Genomic DNA, 22,289 nt, shown 5'->3' on the forward strand with positions numbered 1-22,289 from the left:
GACAGGACTTTCCCGGGAGGAAGTCATGGATAACAAGAACAACCAACACGCAATCACCACCATCGAGACATTCGGCGTCGAGCAGATTCCCGACGCCGAGCGCAACGCCACGCCCACCGACCTGTTCCGCATGATCTTCGGCGGCGCCAACACCTTCGCCACCGCCGTGCTCGGCAGCTTCCCGGTGCTCTTCGGGCTGTCGTTCCAGGCCGGCGCCTGGGCCATCGTCCTGGGCGTGCTGGTCGGCGCGCTGATCCTCGCGCCCATGGGCCTGTTCGGCCCGATCAACGGCACCAACAACGCGGTCTCCTCCGGCGCGCACTTCGGCGTGCACGGGCGGATCGTCGGCTCCTTCCTGTCGCTGCTGACCGCCATCGCCTTCTTCTCGCTGTCGGTGTGGAGCTCGGGCGATGCCTTGGTCGGCGGCGCCAAGCGCCTGTTCGGCCTGCCGGAAACCGACCTCACCCTGGGCCTGGCCTACGGCCTGTTCGCGGTGCTGGTGCTGGTGGTGTGCATCTACGGCTTCCGCTTCATGCTGCTGGTCAACAAGATCGCCGTGTGGGCCGCCAGCCTGCTGTTCCTGCTGGGCGTGTTCGCCTTCGCCGGCCCCTTCGACGCCGGCTACGCCGGTAGCGTGCAGCTGGGCAGCGCGGGCTTCTGGGCCGCCTTCATCGGCGCCACCCTGCTGGCCATGAGCAACCCGGTGTCGTTCGGCGCCTTCCTCGGCGACTGGGCCCGCTACATCCCGCGCGAAACCTCGAAGCAGCGCATCATGCTGGCGGTGCTGCTGTCGCAGCTGGCCACGCTGATCCCGTTCTTCTTCGGCCTGGTCACCGCCACCATCGTCGCCGTGAAAGCGCCGGACTACATCGCCGCGAACAACTACGTCGGCGGCCTGCTGGCCATCTCGCCGAGCTGGTTCTTCCTGCCGGTGTGCCTGATCGCCACCATCGGCGGCATGTCCACCGGCACCACCTCGCTGTACGGCACCGGCCTGGACATGTCCAGCGTGTTCCCGCGCCTGCTCAACCGCGTGCAGGCCACCCTGTTCATCGGCCTGCTGTCGATCGCCTTCATCTTCATCGGCCGCTTCGCCGCCAATCTGGTGCAGAGCGTGTCCACCTTCGCCGTGCTGATCATCACCTGCACCAGCCCCTGGATGGTGATCATGATCCTCGGCCTGATCGTGCGCCGCGGCTTCTACCACGCCGACGACCTGCAGGTGTTCACCCGTGGCCAGCAAGGCGGCGCCTACTGGTTCCACCACGGCTGGAACTGGCGCGGCATGGGCGCCTGGATCCCCAGCGCGCTGGCCGGCCTGTGCTTCGTCAACCTGCCGGGCCAGTTCGTCGGCCCCCTGGGCGAGCTGGCCGGCGGCATCGACATCAGCCTGCCGGTGACCCTCGGCCTGGCCGCCCTGCTCTACCTGACGCTGCTGCGCACCTTCCCGGAATCCGCCGGGGTGTACGGCCCGCAAGGCCCGCGCTGGGTCGGCAGCCACGACCGCCCGGTGCTCGGCATCAACGAGCCGGCGGCCTGAATCCGCGCTTCCTGCCTGGAGCGCAGCGCCAACCGCAGTACCTGTGAGACGCCGACGGGCCGGTTACCACCGGTCCGCCGGCCTACCGCCCGCCAGCCGCGGGCGGCAACAATGACAATTCGAGTGTGAGGAGCCGATCATGGCCTTGGATATAATCGTCGTTCTGATCTATGCCGCCGGCATGCTGGTACTGGGCTGGTACGGCATGCGCCGGGCGAAGACCCACGAGGACTTCCTGGTAGCGGGACGCAACCTGGGCCCGTCGTTCTACATGGGCACCATGGCCGCCACCGTGCTCGGCGGCGCCTCCACCGTCGGCACCGTGCGCCTGGGTTACGTCCACGGCATCTCCGGCTTCTGGCTGTGCGCCGCGCTGGGCGCCGGCATCATCGCGCTGAACCTGTTCCTGGCCAAGCCGCTGCTGAAGCTGCGCATCTTCACCGTCACCCAGGTGCTGGAGCGCCGCTACAACCCCATGGCGCGCCAGGCCAGCGCGGTGATCATGTTCGCCTACGCCCTGATGATCGGCACCGTCTCCACCCTGGCCATCGGCACCGTCATGCAGGTGCTGTTCGGCCTGCCGTTCTGGATCTCGGTGCTGCTCGGCGGCGGCGTGGTGGTGGTCTACTCGACCATCGGCGGCATGTGGTCGCTGACCCTCACCGACATCGTCCAGTTCATCATCAAGACCGTCGGCCTGATGTTCCTGCTGCTGCCGATCTGCCTGTACCGCGTGGGCGGCTGGGACGAGCTGGTGGCCAAGCTGCCGGCCAGCGCCTTCAGCTTCCACACCATCGGCTACGACACCATCATCACCTACTTCCTGATCTACTTCTTCGGCATCCTCATCGGCCAGGACATCTGGCAGCGCGTGTTCACCGCGCGCAGCGAGGGCGTGGCCAAGTACGCCGGCACCGCCGCCGGCGTGTACTGCGTGATCTACGGCCTGGTCGGCGCGCTGATCGGCATGTGCGCCAAGGTCCTGCTGCCCAACCTGGACAACGTCAACAACGCCTTCGCCGCCATCGTCCAGGCCTCGCTGCCGGACGGCATCCGCGGCCTGGTGATCGCCGCAGCCCTGGCCGCGATGATGTCCACCGCCAGCGCCGGCCTGCTCGCCGCCTCCACCACCCTGACCGAGGACCTGCTGCCGAAACTGCGCGGCGGCAAGACTTCCAGCCTGGGCATCAACCGCCTGTTCACCGCCCTCACCGGCCTGGTGGTGCTGGCCATCGCCCTGGTGGTGAACGACGTGATCAGCGCCCTGACCCTGGCCTACAACCTGCTGGTGGGCGGCATGCTGATCCCGCTGATCGGCGCCATCTACTGGAAGCGCGCCACCACCGCCGGCGCCATCACCAGCATGACTCTGGGCTTCATCACCGCCCTGGTGTTCATGCTCAAGGATGGCTTCGACGCCAACACCCCGATCTACTACAGCCTGGCCATCGGCCTGGTCAGCTTCGTCGTGGTCAGCCTGCTGTCGCGCCGCCCGCAGGCGGCCGCCAGCGTCGCCTGACGCGTACGCTGCGATGAACAAGGGCGCGGCGAGTCGATCTCCGCGCCCTCTTCGTTTGAGAAACTTCCTCACCCACGAACAAAAGGAACTGCCATGACCACCTGCGGCGAATTCCTCGTCAAGCAACTCGAAGCCTGGGGCGTGGACACCGTCTTCGGCATCCCCGGCGTGCACACCGTCGAGCTCTACCGCGGCCTGCCGGGCAGCGCCATCCGCCACGTCACCCCGCGCCACGAGCAGGGCGCCGGCTTCATGGCCGACGGCTACGCGCGCGTCACCGGCAAGCCAGGCGTGTGCTTCATCATCACCGGCCCGGGCATGACCAACATCCTCACCGCCATGGGCCAGGCCTACGCCGACTCCATCCCGATGCTGGTGATCAGCAGCGTCAACGAGCGCTCGCGCCTGGCCCACGGCAACGGCTACCTGCACGAGCTGCCCGACCAGCGCGCCATGACCGCCGGCGTCAGCGCCTTCAGCCACACCCTGATGAGCGTCGAGGAGCTGCCGGCGGTGCTGGCCCGCGCCTTCGCCGTGTTCGACAGCGAGCGCCCGCGCCCGGTGCACATCGAGCTGCCGCTGGACATCATCACCGCCCCCGCCGAGCACATGCAGGTGCGCCCGCGCGTGCAACTGGCGCGCCCGGCCCCGGCGCGCTCGCCACTGCACGAAGCGGCGGCCAAGCTGGCCAAGGCGCAGAAGCCGCTGCTGCTGCTCGGCGGCGGTTGCGTCGCGGCGCAAGCCGAAGCCCGCGCCCTAGCCACCGCGCTGGACGCCCCCACCGCGCTGACCGTCAACGCCAAGGGCCTGCTGCAGCCGGAACACCCGCTGCTGGTCGGCAGCAACCAGTCGCTGGTGCCGGTGCGTGAACTGGCACTGGAGGCCGACGTGGTCCTGGCCATCGGCACCGAGCTGGGCGAGACCGACTACGACGTGGTGTTCGACGGCAACTTCCGCATCGGCGGCGAGCTGATCCGCATCGACATCGACCCGCAGCAGCTGATGCGCAACCAAGTCCCGAGCGTCGCCATCCAGGCCGACGCCCGCACCGCCATGCGCGCCCTGCTGGAACTGCTGCCGGCCCGCCAGGCCAGCGCCGCCAGCCCCGGCGCCCAGCGCGCGGCCAAGGTGCGCGCGCAGCTGGCCGAGGACTTCAGCGGCTGGGCGCACTACCGCACGCTGTTCGGCAAGATCCTCGAAGCGCTGCCGGACGCCCGCTTCGTCGGCGACTCCACCCAGACCGTATACAGCGGCAACCACCTGGTGGAACTGGACGGCGGCCGCCGCTGGTTCAACTCCGCCAGCGGCTACGGCACCCTCGGCTACGGCCTGCCGGCGGCCATCGGCGCCAAGCTCGGCGAACCGGGCCGCCCGGTGATCAGCCTGATGGGCGACGGCGGCCTGCAGTTCACCCTGCCGGAGCTGGCCAGCGCCGTGGAGGCCAGGGTGGGCATCATCGTGCTGCTGTGGAACAACCACGGCTACGGCGAGATCAAGCGCTACATGGAACGCCGCGACATCACCCCGCTGGGTGTGGATATCTACACGCCGGACTTCCTCGCCATCGCCCGCGGCTTCGGCTGCGAAGCGGAGCGGGCGCGGGATTACGAGCACCTGCAGGAGTTGCTGCGTAATGCGCCGAGCGATCGGCCGTTGATCGTGGAAGTGATGGAGGCGGCGCCGTTCGCGCCTTGAGGTGATGGAGTGAGGCGCGGCAACCCTCTCCCTTCAGGGAGAGGGAAAGGCCCCCCACCCGGCACCGCCCTCACAGGCATGCCACCCTGTAGGAGCGGGCCCTGCCCGCGAAATCGCGCGCAGGGCGCGCTCCTACACAAAGCACAAAGACACCAGGCCCCACCATGAAAATCGTCACCCGCGACCGCTGGTTCGAAGTCCGCCACTGCTACGACGGCGTCAGCCTGATCCACGAGCCCTGGGTGCGGCCCTTCTACCGCTGCAACATGTGGCACATCCAGGGCCGCGAGCGCGACCTGCTGGTGGACAGCGGCTCCGGCCTGGTCAGCCTGCGCGAGCAGTTGCCCTGGCTCACCGAGCGGCCGCTGCTGGCGGTGGCCAGCCATACCCACTTCGACCACATCGCCGGCCACCACGAATTCCCCGAACGCCTGTGCCACCCGGCCGAGGCCGACATCCTCGCCAGCCCCGACGGCGAGCGCACCCTGGCCACGGCCTTCGTCGGCGACGAGATGTTCGAAGCGCACCCGGACTGCCCGCTGTGCTACGCCGAGTACCGGGTGAAAGCGGCGCCGGCCACGCGCACCATCGATGAAGGCGATGTGCTCGACCTGGGCGACCGCGCGCTGGAGGTGCTGCATACCCCCGGCCATTCGCCGGGCGGCATCAGCCTGTGGGAAGCACGAACGCAGACGCTGTTCTCCGGCGACATCGTCTACGACGGCCCGCTGATCGAGGATGCCTACCACTCCAACCTGGACGACTACGCCCGCAGCCTGGAGCGCCTGCGCCAGCTACCGGTGCGCACCGTGCACGGCGGGCACTTCCCGAGCTTTTCCGGGGAACGCCTGCGGCAGATCATCGACGAATGGTTCGCGGCCCACGGCTGAAATACCGGGGCCCAACGCAATCTGCCCGCGTGAGCGGGCAGAAGGTGTGTCCAGCAGGTGCTTCAGGAGTCAGCGTCGGCGTTGCTGTGCATAACGCCGTTGCTCATCGCTTGGAATGGGAATGGGTTGCAGGCGCGGAGGCTCGATGAGGCCGAGCGTGACACCCAGTTTCCATGCCAGGGTTTGCAGCCAGAGTTTCATGGGATGCCTCCTTTGCGGTGGAAGGGTCGGGCGGCCCGCTTCCGGGCCGCCCTAAGAGTAGAGTAGCCCGGCGTCCCACTCTCCGCCCGTGCCACTCACTCCTTGCAACAAAGACTACGCGTCGGCCGGCCGCGATCCGCTGACCTGGATCAAGTTCAGGCACGCTTGCCACGCAATGCCCGGCGCACCCACGCCTCGCCGCTGACCAGGGAAATCCCCGCCAGCACCAGCGCCGCCCCGGCGATGAAGTTCCAGGCCAGCGGCTCGTGCAGCAACAGCACGCCGAAGGCGATGCCGAACAGCGGCGTCATGAAGGAGAACACCGCCAGGTTCGACGCCAGGTAGCGGCGCAGCAGCCAAAACCAGGCGAAATAGCTGAAGAAGGACACCACCACGCCCTGGAACAGCACGCTGCCCACGCCCAGCGCGGTGAAGCGCACGTTGCCGAACTCGCCCAGGGCCAGGGCGATGAAGGGCAGCAGCAGCGCGGCGGCGAACAACTGGTAGAACAGCGTCAGGCTGGTCGGCGCCTCCGACAGCCGCGTGCTGCGCACCACCACCGTGGTGGCGCCCCAGGAGGCCCCGGCGAGCACGCCGAAGAAATCCCCCAGCAGCATGCGGCTGTCCATGTGCTGCAGGTCGAAGCCGCCGCCGAAGCACAGGGCGATGCCGCCGAAGCACACCGCGATGCCCAGCCACTGCAGCGGCCGCAGGCGTTCGCTGGGCAGCAGGAAGTGCAGGCCCAGGGCGGAGAAGATCGGCGCCGTGTAGATGAACACCGCCATGTGCGAAGCGCTGGTGTACACCAGGCCCTGGGCGATGAACAGGAACTCCATGGCGAACAGCAGCCCGGCCAGCGCGCCGCCGGCCAGGGTGCCGACCGCGGCCTTCCAGTCGCCGCGCCAGAGCACCAGCAGGCCCACCAGCGTGGCGGCCAGCAGGTTGCGGCCGAAGGCCTGCATGATCGGCGCTATGTCGCCGGCGGCGAGCTTCACCGCCACCTGCTGCACGCCCCAGATCAGGCACAGCAGCAACATCGCCTGCAGGGCGAAGGCGTCGGCGCCCTTGCGCGGAGGTAGCGGCGTCATGCGCACCTCCGCGGTCCGGGCGAAGGAAGGGGGCAGCGGCAGCAAGGCAGTTTCATGGCAAGGCTCGGCAGTGAGCGGGCACCAAGACGTGAAAACGGCGGTACCCCAAGGGTGTACCGCCGATTATTCCAGCCAAACGACGAACGGCACCAGCGCAAATCCGACACCGTCGGCCGCCAGGGCGTCACTGCCCGGTCTTGACCTTGCTCCAGGTGCGGGTGCGGATGCGTTCCAGCTTCGGCGGCAGCATCTCCACCGAGTACAGCCTGGCCTGCACCTCGGCCGGCGGGTAGACGTTGGGGTTGTCGCGCAGGTCGGCGGAAATCAGTTGGTCCGCCGCCTGGTTGGGGTTGGCGTAGGCCACGTAGTCGGAGATCGGCGCCACCACTTCCGGGCGCAGCAGGTAGTTGAGGAAGGCGTGTGCCTGCTCGACGTTCTGCGCGTCCCTGGGGATGGTCAGCACGTCGAACCAGGCCGCGGTGCCTTCCTTGGGAATGCGGTATTCGATGTGGATGCCGTTGTTCGCTTCCTTGGCGCGGTTGGCCGCCTGCATGGCGCCGCCGGACCAGGCCATGGCCACGCAGACGTCGCCGTTGGCGAGGTCGGTGACGAACTTCGAGGAGCTGAAGTAGGTGATGTACGGGCGCAGGCTGCTGAGCAGCGCCTCGGCCTTGGCGTAGTCCTCGGGGTCGTGGCTGTTCGGCGACAGCCCCAGGTAATGCAGGGCCTCGGGGATCACCTCGGTGGGCGAGTCGAGGAAGGCCACGCCGCACTGCTTGAGCTTGGCGAGGTTCTCCGGCTTGAAGATCAGGTCCCAGGAATCCACCGGCGCGTCGGCGCCGAGGATGGCCTTCACCTTGTCGACGTTGTAGGCGACGCCGTTGGTGCCCCACATGTACGGCATGGCGTACTGGTTGCCCGGGTCCTTGCTCTCCAGCACCTTGAGCAGCGCCGGGTTGAGGTTCTTCCAGTTCGGCAGCTTGCTCTTGTCCAGCTTCTGGAACACGCCGGCCTTGAGGTAGTTGGGCAGGAAGCTGTCGCTGGGCACCACCAGGTCGTAGCCCGAATGCCCGGAGAGCAGCTTGGCCTCCAGCACCTCGTTGCTGTCGTAGACGTCGTACTTGGGCGCGATGCCGCTGTCCTTCTGGAAGCCCTTGAGGGTGTCCGGGCCGATGTAGTCGAACCAGTTGTAGATGCGCACCACTGGTTCGGCGCTGGCGATGCCGGCGGCGGCCAGCAGCGCGGCGCCGAGCAGGCCGCGGATGATCTTGTTGTTCTTGCGCATGACTCGCTCCTCGAAACGGCGCGCCCTTAGAGGGCGGCGCCTTCGTAACCCTGCAGGACGTTGACCGCGTTGACGCCGATGGCCTCGACCGCGTAGCCGCCTTCCATGATGAACAGCGTCGGCAGGCCGAGGGCGGCGATGCGCTCGCCCATGCGCAGGTAGTCCGGGGAGTCCAGCTTGAACTGGGAAATGGGGTCGTCCTTGTAGGTGTCCACGCCCAGGGACACCACCACCGCGTCCGGCGCGTAGGCGGCGATCTTCCGGCAAGCGTCCTCCAGAGCGGCGGACCAGCCGTCCCAGCCGGTGCCGTGGGCCAGCGGGTAGTTGTGGTTGAAGCCCTCACCCGCGCCTTCGCCGCGCTCGTCGGCGTGGCCGAGGAAGTACGGGTATTCCACCAGCGGGTCGCCGTGGATAGAGGCGAACAGCACGTCGCCACGGTTATAGAACAGCTCCTGGGTGCCGTTGCCGTGGTGGTAGTCGACGTCGAGGATGGCCACGCGCCGGGCGCCCTGGTCGAGGAAGGCCTGGGCGACCACGGAGGCGTTGTTGATGAAGCAGTAGCCGCCCATGAAGTCGCTGCCGGCGTGGTGGCCCGGCGGACGGCACAGGCCGAAGGCGGTGCGCGCGCCCTGGCGCATGTGATCCTGGGCGGTCAGCGCGACCTGGGCCGAGCTGTACACGGCCTGCCAGGTGCCGGCAGTGATCGGCGCCTCGGTGTCGAAGCTGTAGTGGCCCAGCTCGCCCATCAGGGCGGTGGGGATGGGGCCGTCGCGGCGCAGGCGGCGGCCCGGGAAGGTGGTGGAGACCAGGTCGCCGCTGTGGCCCTCGGCGGCCCAGCGGGCCCAGGCGCCCTTGAGGAAGGCAACGTACTTCGGATCGTGCACGCGGTGGATGGCATCCAGGCCGAAATCCTTCGGCGCGATGATCTCGCCGAGCTGCTGTGACTTCACCCGGGCCAGCACGGTGTCGGCGCGGCTGGGCATTTCGAAGCAGGGCTGGAGCTTGCCATCGACCAGTTCGGACTGGCCGAAATGCAGGCGGTGATCGTCGCTGTAGACGGTCAGCATGAGTAAAACCTCTCGGCTTTGTTGTTCTTGGTGGGGGGATTCTGCCCATTCGGGCGGCCTCGGCTGAACGGTGGCGGCGGCCAAAAGGGGATAGATATGGCCAACATTTATGGCCCTTTACTACAGTGAACCTGCGTATCCACGCCGGCTCGCTATGCTCTGGGGAATGGCTGCCGGCCCCATCGGTCGAACAGCATGCACCTGGCGAAGGAAGGAAGAAGAGATGTCGGGGGACCGCAAGATCCTGCTCCGTTGCCTGTTGATCCTGAACCTGTTCTGCGCCGGCTGGGCCCTGGCCGCGCCGGCCCCGGGCCTGCCCGCCGACGAGCTGCCGGCGCTGGCCGACGACGCTGGCCTGCCAACCCTGGCCGAGCGCCTGGAAAGCATCCGCCAGGGCGTCTCCGAGCAGGTCGGCGACGACGAGCTGGCGCGCCTGCGCCTGGCCACCCTGGAAGTGCAGAGGATGGCGGGCCAGCACGGCGACGAACTGCAGGCCCGCCTCGACCGCCTGTCCGACCAGCTCAACGTGCTCGGCCCGCCGGTAGAGGGCGAGGCCGCCGCCCTGGCCCTGCAGCGCACCGAGCTGAACCAGCAGAAGGCCGAGCTGCAGGCCCAGGCCACCCAGGCCGCGCAGATCCTGCGTTCGGCCCAGGACCTGGCCGCGCAGATCGTCAACCTGCGCCGCAGCCTGTTCAACTCGCAGATCGCCACCCGCTCCGCGCCGCCCTTCAGCCCCGTCTTCTGGTCCACCCTGACGCGCCCCACCGAGGACGACCTGGCGCGCCTGCGCAACCTGGGCGACAAGCTCACCGCCAGCCTGGAGGACACCTGGCATGGTGCGCGCCTGCCGCTGCTGGCCTGCCTGGTCGCCGCCGTGCTGCTGTGGATACCGGGCCGGCGCCTGCTGGAAAGGTTCGCCGGCTACCTGGCCAGCCACTTCATCCCCGAGGGCCGCCTGCGCCGCAGCAGCCTGGCCCTGGCCATCGCCCTGGCCAGCGTGGTCACCTTCGGCGGCGCCGCCGCGCTGGTCCACCAGGGCCTGGACTGGAACGAGGGCTTCGACAACGGCCTGGCCAACCTGGCCGGGCAGATGGTCACCCTGGCGGTGTTCAGCGCCTTCATCACCGGCCTGGGCCGCGCCCTGCTGATGGTCAGCCGGCCCTCCTGGCGCCTGCTGCCGATCCCGGACGCTGCCGCCAGGGCAGTGGCCCACTTCCCCGGGCTGCTGGCGATAGTGGCCATGCTGCTCGGCGCCCAGGACCGCATCAACAGCGCCATCGGCGCCAGCCTGGCGCTGACCGTGGCGGTCAACGGCCTCACCGCGCTGCTGATCGCCGTGCTCTTCGGCCTGGCCCTGCTGCGCCTGCGCCGCAGCGACGAGGAGGACGAGGAACACCCGCGCCCGGCGCTGGCCGGGGTGATCCACCTCATCGCCCTGCTGGTGGTGCTGCTGATCGTCCTGGCGCTGCTCAGCGGCTACCTGTCGCTGGCCTTCTACCTGGCCACCAAGCTGCTGTGGATCAGCGCCGTGGCGGCGACCGGCTACCTGATCACGGCCTTCTTCGGCGACCTCTGCGACACCCTGCTGTCACCGCGCCAGGACAGCGGCAAGACCCTCGCCCGCGCCCTCGGCCTGTCGCCGCAGCACCAGGCCCAGGCCGCCACCCTGCTGTCCGGGGTGGGCCGCACCCTGCTGGTGCTGATGACGCTGATGGTGATGCTCTCGCCCACCGCCAGCACCCCCGACGAACTGCTCGCCGGCGTCGAGCGCCTGGCCCAGGGCGGCCAGGCGCTGGGCAACCTGAACATCGTCCCGCAGGACATCCTGCTGGCCCTGCTCACCCTGCTCGGCGGGCTGTTCGCCCTGCGCCTGCTCAAGCGCTGGCTGGCCGAGCGGCTGCTGCCGGAAACCAGCATGGACGCCGGCATGCGCGCCTCGCTGGTGACTCTGGTCGGCTACCTCGGCTTCGTCCTGCTCGGCCTGCTGACGCTCTCGGCCCTGCGCATCAACCTGACCAGCCTGACCTGGGTGGTCAGCGCCCTGTCGGTGGGCATCGGCTTTGGCCTGCAGGCCATCGTGCAGAACTTCATCAGCGGCCTGATCCTGCTCACCGAGCGCCCGGTGAAGGTCGGCGACTGGGTCAGCCTCGGCGGCGTGGAGGGCGACATCCGCCGGATCAACGTGCGCGCCACGGAAATCCAGCAGTCGGACAACTCCACGGTGATAGTGCCCAACTCGCAACTGATCACCCAGAACGTACGCAACGTGACCATGGGTGGCGCGCTGGGCAGCGTCGGCATCAGCCTCACGCTGCCGCTGGACACCGACGTGCACAAGGTCCGCGAACTGCTGCTGGCGGCCTACGCCGAGCACCCGGCGATCCTGGAAACCCCCAGGCCCTCGGTGAGCTTCACCCAGCTCACCGAGCAAGGCCTGACGCTGGCGGCCAGCGGCAGCGTCAGCAGCCCACGGGGGGTCTCCAGCGCCCGGAGCGATCTGCTGTTCACCATCTTCGGCAGGTTGCGCGAGGAAGGCATCAGCCTGGTGGCGCCAAGGAGTTTGCGCCTGGTGGGGGGTGGCAAGGAACGGATCGAGGATGCCGCGAGCGATACCGGGGCGTAGGGCGGATAACGTTCGACGTTATCCGCCGCCTGACCTTGGCCACAGCCAACTCGAGGTCGAACACGAAGCGCCCCGTGTCGAGCGCCCAGGTCAGCCACGCGGTCGACTATGGGCGGGGTGTAACGGCGTACAACCGCGAACGGTTGTACGCCCTACGCTCACCCTCGCCTCGCCAACACCGCCGCCGCCCCCTGCGCCTTGCGCGAGTACCAGAACACCCGGCTCACCCCGCGCGTCACGGCCACATAAGCCAATCGCAAACTCTCATCCTGCATCGCCTGGTCATAGCTGTTGCGGAAGAACCCGCTGTGCGCATACAGCACGTTGCGCAACGGATGGCGCTCCGGCGGCGCGCAGTCGTCGATGATGATCGCCACCTCCGCCTGCAGGCCCTTGGCGCGATGGATGCTCATGGCCTTCACCGGCAGCTTGGCGTCGAGTTGCGCCTGGATCTGCTGCAGCGGCTCGTTGCGCCGGCTCAGCAGCATTACCGCGGTGCTCTCGCGGCTGCCGCGCTGGGCCACGTGCTCGCACTGGGCGCGGATGTCGGCCACCAGTCTGGGCAGGTCGCGAGCCAGGTCGAAGCGGGTTTCCACGCGCACGCCGTGGTCGCCCGGCTGCATCGGCTTGAAGGCGCGGCAGGTCTTGGCCTGCTTGAAGTTCACCTCGGCCAGCACCGACTCGGCATCGCGGATCACCGGCTCGATGCTGCGGTAGTTGGTCTCCAGCAGCAGCACCGTGCTCTGGCGGCTGCGGCCCTTGCTGGGGAAGTGCTTGTCGAAGTCCATGAACAGCTCCGGCGAGCTGCCGCGCCAGCCGTAGATCGACTGCCAGTCGTCGCCGATGGCCATCAGGCTCGGCGCCTTGCCGCTGCGCGCCAGGAAGCGGTGCAGGGCCTGCAGCCAGAGGACGATCTGCGGCGAGATGTCCTGGAACTCGTCGATCAGCAAGTGCGTCATCGGCTCGGCCGCTTCGAGCTTCGCCTCACCCTCGGCAAAGCGCTGGGTGAGCTGCTGGAAGGCGGCGTTGAAGGTGGTCAGGCGCTGGCGCTTGAGCAGGGCCAGGAAGAAGCTCCAGTAGATGGCCAGGGCTTCGAGGAAGATCTTCTCGCGGGTCGAGCAGTCCAGCTCGGCCACCTTCAGGTCCTGCGGGCGCAGGCCGAGGCTCTCCATGAAACCGGCCTGGGTGTGGAAGACTTCCACCAGCGGCGCCTCGACGAACTCGCCGGGCAGGCGGAACGGCTGGACAGGCGCCGGGCCCGGCACCTCCTCCGGCTTCTCCAGGCCCAGCAGGCGGTGCACCTTGGCGCGGAAGGCGCCGTTGACCGCGTAGCACTCCTCGTAGGCCTCCAGCAGCAGGCGCTGCTGCGCCGGGCGCAGGCGGCCGCCGGTGAGGGGGTTGTCCGGCTCGTCGGGGTTGCGCTCCTCCAGTTGCTCGAACCAGCGCTGCTTGCCCAGCAGCTCGCGGGCCTGCACGCCCATGGCCGAGTGGAAGGTGCGCACGCATTCGCGGGCGCGGGCCATGTCGAAGGGGTATTGCCAGAAGGCGAGCACGCGCACCAGTTGTTCGCGCAGCTGCGCGCAGGAGGCATTGGTGAAGGAGATCACCGTGACCTTGTCGGCCTCGATACCCAGGTGGCAGAGCATGAACACCAGGCGCAGCACCAGGGTGGTGGATTTGCCGGAGCCGGCGCCGGCGAAGATGCGCGCCAGCGGCTGGCGGCAGAGGATCATCGCCCACTGCTCGTCCGACGGCGGGCTGATCACGCCGGCGCTGACCGCCTGGCGCACCCGCTCGCGCATCGCCTCGACCTGCTCCGGGCGCACCGCCAGGGCGCGCGCCGGGTAGATGCCGGCGGGGCCTGCCGCCGCGGGCTTCGCCGAAGGTTTCTCGCCCGCCTCGGCCTTGGGTTTGCGCGGCGCGCGGGGCTTGGCCGCGGCGCCGTCCTTCTTCCGCGCCGTGGCGCGCGGCTTCTTCGCCGTCGGCGGCTGGGCGGCCTCGTTCTGCTCGCGCAGGTAGGCGGTGGTGCGCGGGAAATACCGCGCCAGGGATTCGGACAGCAGCAGTTTGTAGCGCCTTACGGCAGACAGCATCGGAAGGCTCCGGCCCTGGAGGATGTCGCTGAATGATAAGGGGTTTCAGTGACGATCCGACAGCGCCGGGCGCCTTGCGTTCGCCTCAGGCGCCGGTCCAGCGGCGCAACAGCACGCTGGCGTTGACGCCGCCGAAGCCGAAGCCGTTGGACAGTGCGTATTCCGTCTGCAGCGCCCGAGGCGCGCCACGCACCAGGTCGATGCCGGTGGCGGTTTCGTCCGGCTCGTCGAGGTTGAGGGTCGCCGGGGCCAACTGGTCGCGCAGGGCCAGCAGGGTGAAGATCGCCTCCAGCCCGCCGGCCGCGCCCAGCAGGTGGCCGGTGGCGGACTTGGTGGCGCTCACCGCCACCGAGCCGGTGTCGCCGAACACCGCGCGAATGGCCGCCAGCTCGCCCTTGTCGCCCACCGGCGTGGAAGTGGCGTGGGCGTTCAGGTGGCCGATCGACGCCGGGTCGATGCCGGCCTGGGCGATGGCCAATTGCATGGCCCGGCGCGCGCCGCTGCCGTCCTCGGGGCCGGCGGTCAGGTGGTAGGCATCGGCGCTGGTGCCGTAGCCGACCACCTCGGCCAACGGCTGCGCGCCGCGGGCCAGGGCGTGCTCCAGCGACTCGATCACCAGCAGCCCGGCGCCCTCGCCCATGACGAAGCCATCGCGCTGGCGGTCGAAGGGCCGCGAGGCCTGCTGCGGGCGGTCGTTGAAGCCACTGGACAGTGCCCGCGCCGCGGCGAAGCCGCCCAGGGCAACGCGGTCGATGGAAGCCTCGGCACCGCCGCACAGGGCGATGTCCGCCTCGCCGGCGCGGATCATCCGCGCGGCGTCGCCGATGGCCTGGACGCTGGCGGCGCAGGCGGTCACCGGCGCGCCGATCGGCCCCTTGAAGCCATGGCGGATGGACACGTGGCCGGCCGCCAGGTTGACCAGGAACGACGGGATGGTGAACGGCGACAGGCGCCGCGGCCCGCGCCCGTCGGTGGTGCGCACGGCGTCGGCGATGGCGCTGAAGCCGCCGATGCCCGAGCCGATCACCGTGGCCGTGCGCGTCTGCCCGCGCTCATCCTGGGGCGCCCAGCCGGCCTGGGCCAGGGCCTCCTCGGCGGCGGCCAGTGCGAAGAGGATGAAGCGGTGCATCTTCTTCTGCTCCTTGGCCGGCGCGGCGCGCTCGGCATCGAAGCCGGCCTCGGCGTCCACGGCGATGTCCGGCACCGGGCCGCCCACCTCGCAGGGCAGGTCGCGGACGAATTCGTCGGCCAGCCGGACGATGCCGGAGCGCCCCTGCAGCAGGCGCTGCCAGGCCTTCTCGGTGCCACATCCGAGGGGGCTGACCACCCCGGTCCCGGTTACCACGATGCGTTGTACAGCCATGATTTCACCTGCCTGAGGATGGCTTTGCCATCATTGAATTACGCTCAACATATAACATCCCGGGCGAGCCGACCATCCGTCGTCGCGCCCGGCGCGGCGGGGCGCGATCGACCACCCTTGCCCAGGCCCCGTATCCCTACAGAGGAGATTAGCCATGCGACTGGAAGGCTCCTGCCATTGCGGCGCCGTGACCTTCAGCCTGGAGAGCGCCCACCCCTATCCCTACCAGCGCTGCTACTGCTCGATCTGCCGCAAGACCCAGGGCGGCGGGGGCTACGCCATCAACCTCGGCGGCAACGCCGCCAGCCTCAAGGTGCGCGGGCGCAAGCACCTGCGCGTCTACCACGCCAAGCTGCGCGAGCCCGGCCAGCGCACCCGCACCAGCACTGCCGAGCGCAACTTCTGCGGCGAATGCGGCAGCGCCCTGTGGCTGTTCAGCCCGGAATGGCCGGAGCTGATCCACCCCTTCGCCTCGGCCATCGACACCCCGCTGCCGGTGCCGCCGGAACACACCCACCTGCTGCTGGACTCCAAGGCCCCCTGGGTGGAGGTGGAAAAGCACCCGCGCGACCTGTACTTCGACGGCTACCCGGAGGAATCCATCGCCGACTGGCACCGGCGCCTGGGCCTGGAGCGCTAGGCCTGCAGGCGGAACACCGCGAAGGCCGGCTCGGCGCTGGTCCAGTGCTCGCGCACCAGCCAGCCGCCGCGCTCGGCCAGCGCGCGGAAGTCGTCGATGGCGTACTTGTAGGAGTTCTCCGTGTGCAGGCGCTCGCCGGCGCGGAACAGGTACTCCATGCCGGCGATGCGCACGCGCTGCTCGACGCGGCTGACCAGGTGCATCTCGATGCGGCTGTGCTCGGGGTTCCAGAACGCCAGGTGGTCGAAGCGGTCGAGCTGGAAGTCGGCGCCCAGTTCGCGGTTGATGCGCTGCAGCAGGTTGAGGTTGAAGCGCGCGGTCACGCCCTCGGCATCGTTGTAGGCGGCCTCCAGCACCTTCACCTCCTTGCGCAGGTCGACCCCGACGATGAAGCTCGCGCCCGGTCCCAGCAGTTCGTGGGCGCCCTGGAGGAAGGCCAGGGCCTGCTCCGGGGCGAAGTTGCCGATGGTGGAGCCGGGGAAGAAGCCCAGCCGCGGGCCGTCGGCCAACGCCGGAGGCAACGCCTCAAGGCGGGTGAAGTCGGCACACAGGGGCTCGACGCGCAGCGCCGGGTAGTCGCGCTGCAGGCGCGCGGCGGCCTTGTCCAGGGCCGCCGGGCTGATGTCGATGGGCACGTAGCGGCGGATCTGCGGCGCCGCGTCCAGCAGCAGGCAGGTCTTCTCGCTGGCGCCGCTGCCGAACTCCACCAGGGTGCAATCGGCCGGGATGCGCTCGGCGAGGGCCGGGGCGATACGCTTGAGCAACGTGGTCTCGCTGCGCGTGGGGTAATACTCGCGGGTGCGGCAGATGGCCTCGAACAGCTCGGAGCCGGCGGCATCGTAGAAGTACTTGGGCGGCAGTTGCCGCGGCTGCAGCGAGAAGCCCGCCTCCAGGTCCTCGGCCAGTTCGCGGGCGCGCGGGTCCAGCGCGGCCTGTTCGGGCAGGTCGCGGGCCAGGCGCAGGCCGGCGAACATCCAGCGCTTCTCGGGGTGGAAGAAGTTGCGGTAGCTGGGCCGCGAATGCCCGGCCGGGGTGATGCAGGCACCGCCGCGCAGGACCATCTGGCTGACCATGAACTTGCCGTTGTACTCGCCCACCGCCCCGGCGCCGGGGCGGAAGCCCGGGTACGGCGCGTAGGCGCTCTGCGTCCACTGCCAGGCGGCGTCGTAGAGCTGGCGCAGGCGGCCGTCGCGGGCGGCCACCTCCCATTCCATCTCGGTGGGCAGCCGCGCGCCGGCCCAGTTGGCGTAGGCGCTGGCCTCGTAGTAGCTGACGTGCAGCACCGGCGCGTCGAGGTCCAGCGGGCACAGGCCGGCCAGGCCGAACTCGTGCCAGCCGTCGTCCTGCCGTCGCCAGTACAGCGGCGCTTCCCAGCTCTCCTCCTGCACTTTGGCCCAGCCGTCGGACAACCAGAATTCCGCGCGCCGGTAACCGCCATCCTCGATGAACGCCAGCCACTGGCCATTGCTCACCAGCGACTCGGCGATCTCGAAGGGCGCCAGGAAGCAGCGGTGCGCCGGCGCCTCGTTGTCGAAGGCGAAACCCTGGCCATCATGGCCGATGCCCAGCAGCCCGCCCTGGATCGCCAGGAAGCGCTGCGGCCCGCAGGCCGGGGGCGCGTATCCGTCGCCATAGGCCGGCGCCAGCGGCGACAGGCTGAACAGGTGGAGGATGTCCATCAGCAGCAGTTCCTGGTGCTGCTCCTCGTGGGCCAGGCCCAGGCGCACCAGGGCTTCCAGTTCGGCATCGGCTTCCACGGCGAGCAGCGCCTGCATGTGCTCGTCGACGTGCAGCCGATAGTCGAGCACCCGGTGCAACGGCGGCCGCGTCAGCATTCCCCGCTGCGGCCGCGGCTGGCGCGCGCCCAGGGCCTCGTAGTAGGAATTGAACAGGTAGCCGAAGCTGGCATCGAACTCGACGTAACCGGCCAGCCGCGGCTTGAGCAGGAAGGTCTCGAAGAACCAGGTGGTGTGCGCGATGTGCCACTTGGCCGGGCTGGCGTCGGGCATCGACTGGGTGACCGCGTCCTCGGCGCTGAGGGGGGCGATCAGTTCCTCGCTGTGCCGCCGCACCTGGCGGTAGGCATCGAGCAGAGACGGGGCCTTGCTGGACATGGGGTGGTCCCCTTTTCCGTGGGCGGGTTCGGAACGCAGGCGGTCATTCGTTCTCGAGGTTGACCTTCTCCGGGTGGAAGGCACCGCTGCGGCGCACTCATCGGGTTCGAGCCACGGTCCCGGACAAAGGTTGCAACAGATTGTCGCCAGGGCCGCACCTTTTCAGGGTAGAAGCGCTCGCCGCGCCGGCCGGGAAAAACCGATGGGCGTGCCCGCTTGCCCCACCCCGCCCGGCTGGCCGATAGTCGCGCTTCGACAAGGAGGCAGCATGTTCAGCAGAAGACAGATCAACCGCGCCATGCTCCTGGCGCCCCTGGCCGGCCTGCTCGCCGGCACCGCGCGGGCATCCACGCTGGAGCGCCTGAAGCAACTGGAACGCGGCAGCGGCGGGCGCCTGGGCGTGGCCGTGCTCGACACCGGCAATGGCCGCCGCTTCGGCCTGCGCGAGGACGAACGCTTTCCGCTGTGCAGCACCTTCAAGCTGCTGCTCGCCGCCTGCGTCCTGGCCCGCGTGGATCGTGGCGAGGAGCAGTTGGCGCGGCGCATCGTCTACAGCCAGGCGGACCTGGTGGAATATTCGCCGGTCAGCGAACGCCACGTCGGCCAGCCGGGCATGAGCGTCGCCGAACTCTGCGAGGCGGCGATCACCCTGAGCGACAACGGCGCCGCCAACCTGCTGCTGGCCAGCCTAGGCGGCCCCGCCGGGCTGACCGACTGGCTGCGCAGCACGGGTGACGACATCAGCCGCCTGGACCGCAACGAACCCACCCTCAACCAGGCCCTCCCGGGCGACCCGCGCGACACCAGCACCCCACGGGCAATGGTCGCCACCCTGCAGCGCCTGCTGCTGGGCGACGTCCTGCAACCCGCCTCGCGCGACCAACTGAACGCCTGGCTGACAGCCAACAAGACCGGCGACAAACGTATCCGCGCAGGCCTGCCAACGGGCTGGAAAGTCGGCGACAAGACCGGCACCGGCGAGCGCGGCACCAGCAACGACGTGGCCATCCTCCGGCCACCGGGCCGCGCGCCAATCCTGGTGGCAGCCTACCTCACCGGCAGCCCGGCCCCGGCGGAAAAGCGCGATGCGGTGCTGGCGGAGGTTGGACGGCTGGCGGCGGGGTTGGTGTCGGACCCGGGCTGATATCGCGCTTGAATGGCCGGCGCTATCATTGCCGGCCATTCGTCAGGAGGAAATGAACATGTCCCAGGGACGGATCCGCGCGGTAGCCCTCTGCGTCTTTCACCATCAGGGGCGAATCCTGGTCAATCAGGCCTACGACCCGGTGAAGGAACAGCATTACTACCGCCCGCTGGGCGGCGGCATCGAGTTCGGCGAAAGCAGCGTCCAGGCCGTGGCGCGGGAGATTCGCGAGGAACTGGGCCTGGAAGTGCTCGAACCGCACCTGCTGGGCACACTGGAAAACCTCTTCACCTACGCCGTCAGGCCGGGCCACGAGATCGTCATGGTCTACGACGGCCGCTTCGCTGATGCCGAAACCTACCTGCGCACCGAACTGCCGGGCAACGAAAGCGACGGCCAGCCCTTCACCGCCGTCTGGCGCGGCATCGCCGACTTCGATGAAGGCACGCCGCTGTATCCCAATGGACTGGGGGAACTATTGCGCGCCCAGGGACTGTTCGGCGCCTGACAGCCTCGTCAAGCGCGCGCCTGGAACATCCGCTCGTCATACATGAAGTCGTAACTGTCCTCGACCCGCACCCGGCTCATCGCCGGGTGCCGCGGGTTGAGCAGGAGGTTCCACTCCAGCGGCAGCACCGCCGAGGGCACTATCAGGCCGAGCTGTTCGCCGGCCTGCAGCCACCGGGTGCCGTAGTCCATGCTCGGGCGGTCCGCCGGCAGGCTGTTCCAGCCTTCGGGCAGGTCCCGGGGATCGGGCTTGAGGTAGAGGTCGTCGCCTTCCGGGAGCCGGAAGGCGGTGATCTTCATCGGGAAGGTCGGCCGGCCGCTGGCGTGCACGAAGGTTTCCAGACAGCAGATGGCCGGCGTCAGGCCCAGGTAGACGACCGGTACGTCGCGGTGGTTCCAGCGCCCGCCGAGGATGGCCGCGCCCTGACCGCTCAGATCGCTGGCCCGAGCCGCCTTGGCGACGCGCCAGGCCCGCATCAGGCGACCCCACCCCACTCCAGCGCGTGCAGCACGCGGCGTACCTGGTTGGCGCCTATCTCGGTGTCGCAGAGGCTCAGCGGCGTCTGGCCGCCGAGGGCCTGGTTGGGGCGCTCCAGCCACTGGGCTGCGGCGTCCTTGTCCTCGAACACCTGCTCGGCCAGCACGGCCACCGAGGCCAGGCGGTCGAGGCGCTCCGAGGTGACTACGTCCAGCGCCTGATCGGCCTTCTTCTTGCGCTCGTAGGTGGACAGGGAGATGTTGAACAGCTCGACGAAGCCGGGGCCGCTGATGCGGAAGGTATCGCGCACCGATTCGACCCAGCGCCAGCTCAAGCCGTGGCGGATGTGCTGCAGCCGCTGGGCCTCGGTGAGGCTGGCATGGTCGTGCACCAGATGCCAGAACACCGGGGACGGCGAGTCGCTGCGACGACGATCTTCCGTCTTGATGGCCAACATGCGACCTCCTCAAATGATGAAAAACAAAACGTCAAATGAAGGCTACTCCTTTCCGGCAGATTTGCCCAGCCAGGATAAAGGGAGCGGGCGGGCGCACAGCATAATGAACAAAATATTGCACACTCCTTTTGAACAACTGACGTCCTGCCTGAAGCTCTTCCCGAGAAAACAAGGAAATTCTGTGCCATCGACTCATTGCCTGGGCCTATCGATTTGCCAATTTTCCTAAGCTCAGGCAATATACTGTGCACTATGTTGAACACAACGCTTTACCGCATCTCCACTTCCCGCCTGGTCGCCCGCGAGCGTCACTGGACCGGCGACCTCTAGCACCCTCCCCGAAGTCACGTCTTTGGTGACGATGCGCCCGAGCGTATCGCCGCTCGCTCAGCGTCACCTCCCCGTTCCGACTTTCCGCCTGGCCACGCGTCCGTTCGCGAGGGCAGCGGCTTGCCCAAGGGAGGGCTCGATCATGCGTTCCTGGATCTATCTGTTCGCCGCCATCGGTTTCGAAGTGGTCGGCACCACTTCGATGAAACTCACCACCACCCTGGCCCCGTTCTATGGCCACCTGCTGATGTACGCCATGGTCGGCCTGTCGTACTACTTCCTGTCGCTGGCCATCAAGCGCGTGCCGGTGGGCGTGGCCTACGCCCTCTGGGAAGGCATCGGCATAGTCCTCATCACCCTGGTCAGCGTCGCCTGGCTGGGCGAGAACCTGGCCCCGGAGAAGCTCCTGGGCCTGGCCGTGATGATCGCCGGCATCCTGCTGGTGAAGTCCGGCACCCGCAGCAAGCGCGAGCCGTCCACAGAGGAGGCTGTCACATGCTGAGCCTCGATTGGGTTCCGTTCGCCTGGCTGGCCCTGGCGATCGTGCTGGAAGTGATCGCCAACCTGCTGCTGAAGTACTCCGACGGCTTCCGCAGGCGCGCCCTGGGCGTCACCTCTATCCTCTGCGTGCTGGGCGCCTTCTCGGCCCTGGCGCAGGCGGTGAAGGACATAGAACTGTCGGTGGCCTACGCGGTGTGGGGCGGCTTCGGCATCCTCGCCACCGTGGCCATGGGCTGGGCGCTGTTCGGCCAGCGCCTGGTGTGGCGTGGCTGGCTCGGGTTGGGCTTGCTGGTGACGGGGATGGCGCTGCTGAAGCTGGCCTGAGGAAACGAAAGCGGGGCGCCGCATTGGCGCCCCGTTTTCATTTGGGAGTGACGGATACCTGTAGGAGCGGGCCCTGCCCGCGATTTCGCGCGCAGGGCGCGCTCCTACAAGGGCACGGCGTATGGGCAACCTGTAGGAGCAGGCCCTGCCTGCGATTCGCGCGCAAGGCGCGCTCCTACAAGGGCAGGGCGTATGGGCAACCTGTAGGAGCGGATCTCATCCGCGAATCGCGCCGGGATGGCCGGCTATCGCGGACAAGGTGCTCCTACGGTTGAACTACGTGCCTCACGGAAACCTGTTGTAGGAGCAGGCCCTGCCTGCGATTCGCGCGCAGGGCGCGCTCCTACAAGGGCACGGCGTATGGGTAACCTGTAGGAGCGAGCTTGCTCGCGAACCAACCCCGCTGCGGAGCCGTTCGCGAGCAAGCTCG

At 68.7% G+C, this 22,289-nt stretch carries 19 protein-coding genes; 10 read left to right on the forward strand and 9 right to left on the reverse strand.

All coding sequences use genetic code 11. The annotated features are described in order from the left end of the window. The first annotated feature begins 25 nt into the window (after positions 1-25). From M8R19_RS06355 to M8R19_RS06370, 4 genes are all read left to right on the forward strand, one after another. Positions 26-1,540, forward strand: a complete 1,515-nt coding sequence (locus M8R19_RS06355) for a purine-cytosine permease family protein (RefSeq protein ID WP_009623524.1) — start codon at positions 26-28, stop codon at positions 1,538-1,540. A gap of 139 nt (positions 1,541-1,679) precedes the next feature. Continuing rightward, on the forward strand, positions 1,680-3,059 hold the full coding sequence (locus tag M8R19_RS06360; RefSeq protein WP_249917345.1) for a sodium:solute symporter family protein: 1,380 nt from the start codon (positions 1,680-1,682) through the stop codon (positions 3,057-3,059). A gap of 93 nt (positions 3,060-3,152) precedes the next feature. Beyond that, positions 3,153-4,754: a 5-guanidino-2-oxopentanoate decarboxylase gene (locus tag M8R19_RS06365; protein WP_249917346.1), complete on the forward strand. Its 1,602-nt coding sequence runs from the start codon at positions 3,153-3,155 to the stop codon at positions 4,752-4,754. A gap of 164 nt (positions 4,755-4,918) precedes the next feature. Continuing rightward, positions 4,919-5,644, forward strand: a complete 726-nt coding sequence (locus M8R19_RS06370) for an MBL fold metallo-hydrolase (RefSeq protein WP_249917347.1) — start codon at positions 4,919-4,921, stop codon at positions 5,642-5,644. A gap of 69 nt (positions 5,645-5,713) precedes the next feature. On the opposite strand, the gene M8R19_RS33140 is transcribed toward M8R19_RS06370, so the two are convergent. The 4 genes from M8R19_RS33140 to M8R19_RS06385 form a co-directional block, all read right to left on the reverse strand. Next, positions 5,714-5,845, reverse strand: coding sequence for a PA1414 family protein (locus M8R19_RS33140; RefSeq protein ID WP_009623528.1), 132 nt, complete (start codon positions 5,843-5,845; stop codon positions 5,714-5,716). A gap of 155 nt (positions 5,846-6,000) precedes the next feature. Beyond that, positions 6,001-6,933 (reverse strand): DMT family transporter, encoded by a 933-nt coding sequence (locus tag M8R19_RS06375; RefSeq protein ID WP_249917348.1) that lies wholly within the window; start codon positions 6,931-6,933, stop codon positions 6,001-6,003. Between the two features lie 184 nt (positions 6,934-7,117). Next, positions 7,118-8,218: an extracellular solute-binding protein gene (locus M8R19_RS06380; RefSeq protein ID WP_249917349.1), complete on the reverse strand. Its 1,101-nt coding sequence runs from the start codon at positions 8,216-8,218 to the stop codon at positions 7,118-7,120. A 26-nt stretch (positions 8,219-8,244) separates the two neighbouring features. Further along, positions 8,245-9,285 carry a histone deacetylase family protein gene (locus M8R19_RS06385; RefSeq protein ID WP_249917350.1) on the reverse strand — a complete coding sequence of 347 codons (1,041 nt, stop codon included), beginning with the start codon at positions 9,283-9,285 and terminating at the stop codon, positions 8,245-8,247. Positions 9,286-9,508: 223 nt separating this feature from the next. On the opposite strand from M8R19_RS06385, the gene M8R19_RS06390 reads away from it, so the two are divergent. Next, a complete protein-coding gene (locus M8R19_RS06390) occupies positions 9,509-11,908 on the forward strand; it encodes a DUF3772 domain-containing protein (protein ID WP_249917351.1) in 2,400 nt (799 codons plus the stop codon). Positions 11,909-12,066: 158 nt separating this feature from the next. On the opposite strand, the gene M8R19_RS06395 is transcribed toward M8R19_RS06390, so the two are convergent. After that, positions 12,067-14,001 (reverse strand): DEAD/DEAH box helicase, encoded by a 1,935-nt coding sequence (locus M8R19_RS06395; RefSeq protein WP_249917352.1) that lies wholly within the window; start codon positions 13,999-14,001, stop codon positions 12,067-12,069. Between the two features lie 85 nt (positions 14,002-14,086). Continuing rightward, a complete protein-coding gene (gene fabF, locus M8R19_RS06400; protein WP_249917353.1) occupies positions 14,087-15,364 on the reverse strand; it encodes a beta-ketoacyl-ACP synthase II in 1,278 nt (425 codons plus the stop codon). 154 nt (positions 15,365-15,518) lie between these two features. On the opposite strand from fabF, the gene M8R19_RS06405 reads away from it, so the two are divergent. After that, complete coding sequence (locus tag M8R19_RS06405) at positions 15,519-16,004, forward strand: GFA family protein (protein ID WP_249917354.1); 486 nt, start codon at positions 15,519-15,521, stop codon at positions 16,002-16,004. On the opposite strand, the gene egtB is transcribed toward M8R19_RS06405, so the two are convergent. Then, a complete protein-coding gene (gene egtB / locus M8R19_RS06410) occupies positions 16,001-18,118 on the reverse strand; it encodes an ergothioneine biosynthesis protein EgtB (protein ID WP_249917355.1) in 2,118 nt (705 codons plus the stop codon). The two genes, M8R19_RS06405 and egtB, sit on opposite strands and share 4 nt — an antisense overlap. A gap of 268 nt (positions 18,119-18,386) precedes the next feature. Between egtB and bla the strand changes: the two genes are divergently transcribed. Both bla and M8R19_RS06420 read left to right on the forward strand, forming a co-directional pair. Further along, positions 18,387-19,262 carry a class A beta-lactamase gene (gene bla, locus M8R19_RS06415; protein WP_502942813.1) on the forward strand — a complete coding sequence of 292 codons (876 nt, stop codon included), beginning with the start codon at positions 18,387-18,389 and terminating at the stop codon, positions 19,260-19,262. Between the two features lie 58 nt (positions 19,263-19,320). Continuing rightward, on the forward strand, positions 19,321-19,770 hold the full coding sequence (locus M8R19_RS06420) for an NUDIX hydrolase (RefSeq protein WP_249917356.1): 450 nt from the start codon (positions 19,321-19,323) through the stop codon (positions 19,768-19,770). A gap of 8 nt (positions 19,771-19,778) precedes the next feature. Here the strand turns inward: M8R19_RS06420 and M8R19_RS06425 are convergent, their stop codons facing one another. Further along, entirely contained in the window at positions 19,779-20,246 is a 468-nt protein-coding gene (locus M8R19_RS06425; RefSeq protein WP_074977182.1) for an RES family NAD+ phosphorylase, read from the reverse strand. After that, positions 20,246-20,704, reverse strand: coding sequence for an Xre family toxin-antitoxin system antitoxin (locus tag M8R19_RS06430; protein WP_249917357.1), 459 nt, complete (start codon positions 20,702-20,704; stop codon positions 20,246-20,248). The genes M8R19_RS06425 and M8R19_RS06430 overlap by 1 nt, the downstream gene beginning before the upstream one ends. A gap of 472 nt (positions 20,705-21,176) precedes the next feature. Here M8R19_RS06430 and M8R19_RS06435 point away from each other — a divergent pair, with 472 nt between their 5' ends. Together M8R19_RS06435 and mdtI are read left to right on the forward strand one after the other, a co-directional pair. Further along, on the forward strand, positions 21,177-21,536 hold the full coding sequence (locus tag M8R19_RS06435; protein WP_249917358.1) for an SMR family transporter: 360 nt from the start codon (positions 21,177-21,179) through the stop codon (positions 21,534-21,536). Continuing rightward, positions 21,530-21,859 carry a multidrug/spermidine efflux SMR transporter subunit MdtI gene (gene mdtI / locus M8R19_RS06440; RefSeq protein ID WP_116423548.1) on the forward strand — a complete coding sequence of 110 codons (330 nt, stop codon included), beginning with the start codon at positions 21,530-21,532 and terminating at the stop codon, positions 21,857-21,859. Before M8R19_RS06435 ends, mdtI begins: the two co-directional genes overlap by 7 nt. Positions 21,860-22,289: the final 430 nt, after the last annotated feature.

This window comes from Pseudomonas sp. R3.Fl (assembly GCF_023516765.1).
GTDB classification, from domain to species: Bacteria; Pseudomonadota; Gammaproteobacteria; order Pseudomonadales; family Pseudomonadaceae; genus Pseudomonas; species Pseudomonas citronellolis.

Excerpts from the sequence above, each read along its gene's own strand:
- M8R19_RS06355 (WP_009623524.1), top strand. The coding sequence starts at position 26 with ATGGATAACAAGAACAACCAACACGCAATCACCACCATCGAGACATTC.
- M8R19_RS06360 (WP_249917345.1), top strand. The coding sequence starts at position 1,680 with ATGGCCTTGGATATAATCGTCGTTCTGATCTATGCCGCCGGCATGCTG.
- M8R19_RS06365 (WP_249917346.1), top strand. The coding sequence starts at position 3,153 with ATGACCACCTGCGGCGAATTCCTCGTCAAGCAACTCGAAGCCTGGGGC.
- M8R19_RS06370 (WP_249917347.1), top strand. The coding sequence starts at position 4,919 with ATGAAAATCGTCACCCGCGACCGCTGGTTCGAAGTCCGCCACTGCTAC.
- M8R19_RS33140 (WP_009623528.1), bottom strand. The coding sequence starts at position 5,845 with ATGAAACTCTGGCTGCAAACCCTGGCATGGAAACTGGGTGTCACGCTC.
- M8R19_RS06375 (WP_249917348.1), bottom strand. The coding sequence starts at position 6,933 with ATGACGCCGCTACCTCCGCGCAAGGGCGCCGACGCCTTCGCCCTGCAG.
- M8R19_RS06380 (WP_249917349.1), bottom strand. The coding sequence starts at position 8,218 with ATGCGCAAGAACAACAAGATCATCCGCGGCCTGCTCGGCGCCGCGCTG.
- M8R19_RS06385 (WP_249917350.1), bottom strand. The coding sequence starts at position 9,285 with ATGCTGACCGTCTACAGCGACGATCACCGCCTGCATTTCGGCCAGTCC.
- M8R19_RS06390 (WP_249917351.1), top strand. The coding sequence starts at position 9,509 with ATGTCGGGGGACCGCAAGATCCTGCTCCGTTGCCTGTTGATCCTGAAC.
- M8R19_RS06395 (WP_249917352.1), bottom strand. The coding sequence starts at position 14,001 with ATGCTGTCTGCCGTAAGGCGCTACAAACTGCTGCTGTCCGAATCCCTG.
- fabF (WP_249917353.1), bottom strand. The coding sequence starts at position 15,364 with ATGGCTGTACAACGCATCGTGGTAACCGGGACCGGGGTGGTCAGCCCC.
- M8R19_RS06405 (WP_249917354.1), top strand. The coding sequence starts at position 15,519 with ATGCGACTGGAAGGCTCCTGCCATTGCGGCGCCGTGACCTTCAGCCTG.
- egtB (WP_249917355.1), bottom strand. The coding sequence starts at position 18,118 with ATGTCCAGCAAGGCCCCGTCTCTGCTCGATGCCTACCGCCAGGTGCGG.
- bla (WP_502942813.1), top strand. The coding sequence starts at position 18,387 with ATGTTCAGCAGAAGACAGATCAACCGCGCCATGCTCCTGGCGCCCCTG.
- M8R19_RS06420 (WP_249917356.1), top strand. The coding sequence starts at position 19,321 with ATGTCCCAGGGACGGATCCGCGCGGTAGCCCTCTGCGTCTTTCACCAT.
- M8R19_RS06425 (WP_074977182.1), bottom strand. The coding sequence starts at position 20,246 with ATGCGGGCCTGGCGCGTCGCCAAGGCGGCTCGGGCCAGCGATCTGAGC.
- M8R19_RS06430 (WP_249917357.1), bottom strand. The coding sequence starts at position 20,704 with ATGTTGGCCATCAAGACGGAAGATCGTCGTCGCAGCGACTCGCCGTCC.
- M8R19_RS06435 (WP_249917358.1), top strand. The coding sequence starts at position 21,177 with ATGCGTTCCTGGATCTATCTGTTCGCCGCCATCGGTTTCGAAGTGGTC.
- mdtI (WP_116423548.1), top strand. The coding sequence starts at position 21,530 with ATGCTGAGCCTCGATTGGGTTCCGTTCGCCTGGCTGGCCCTGGCGATC.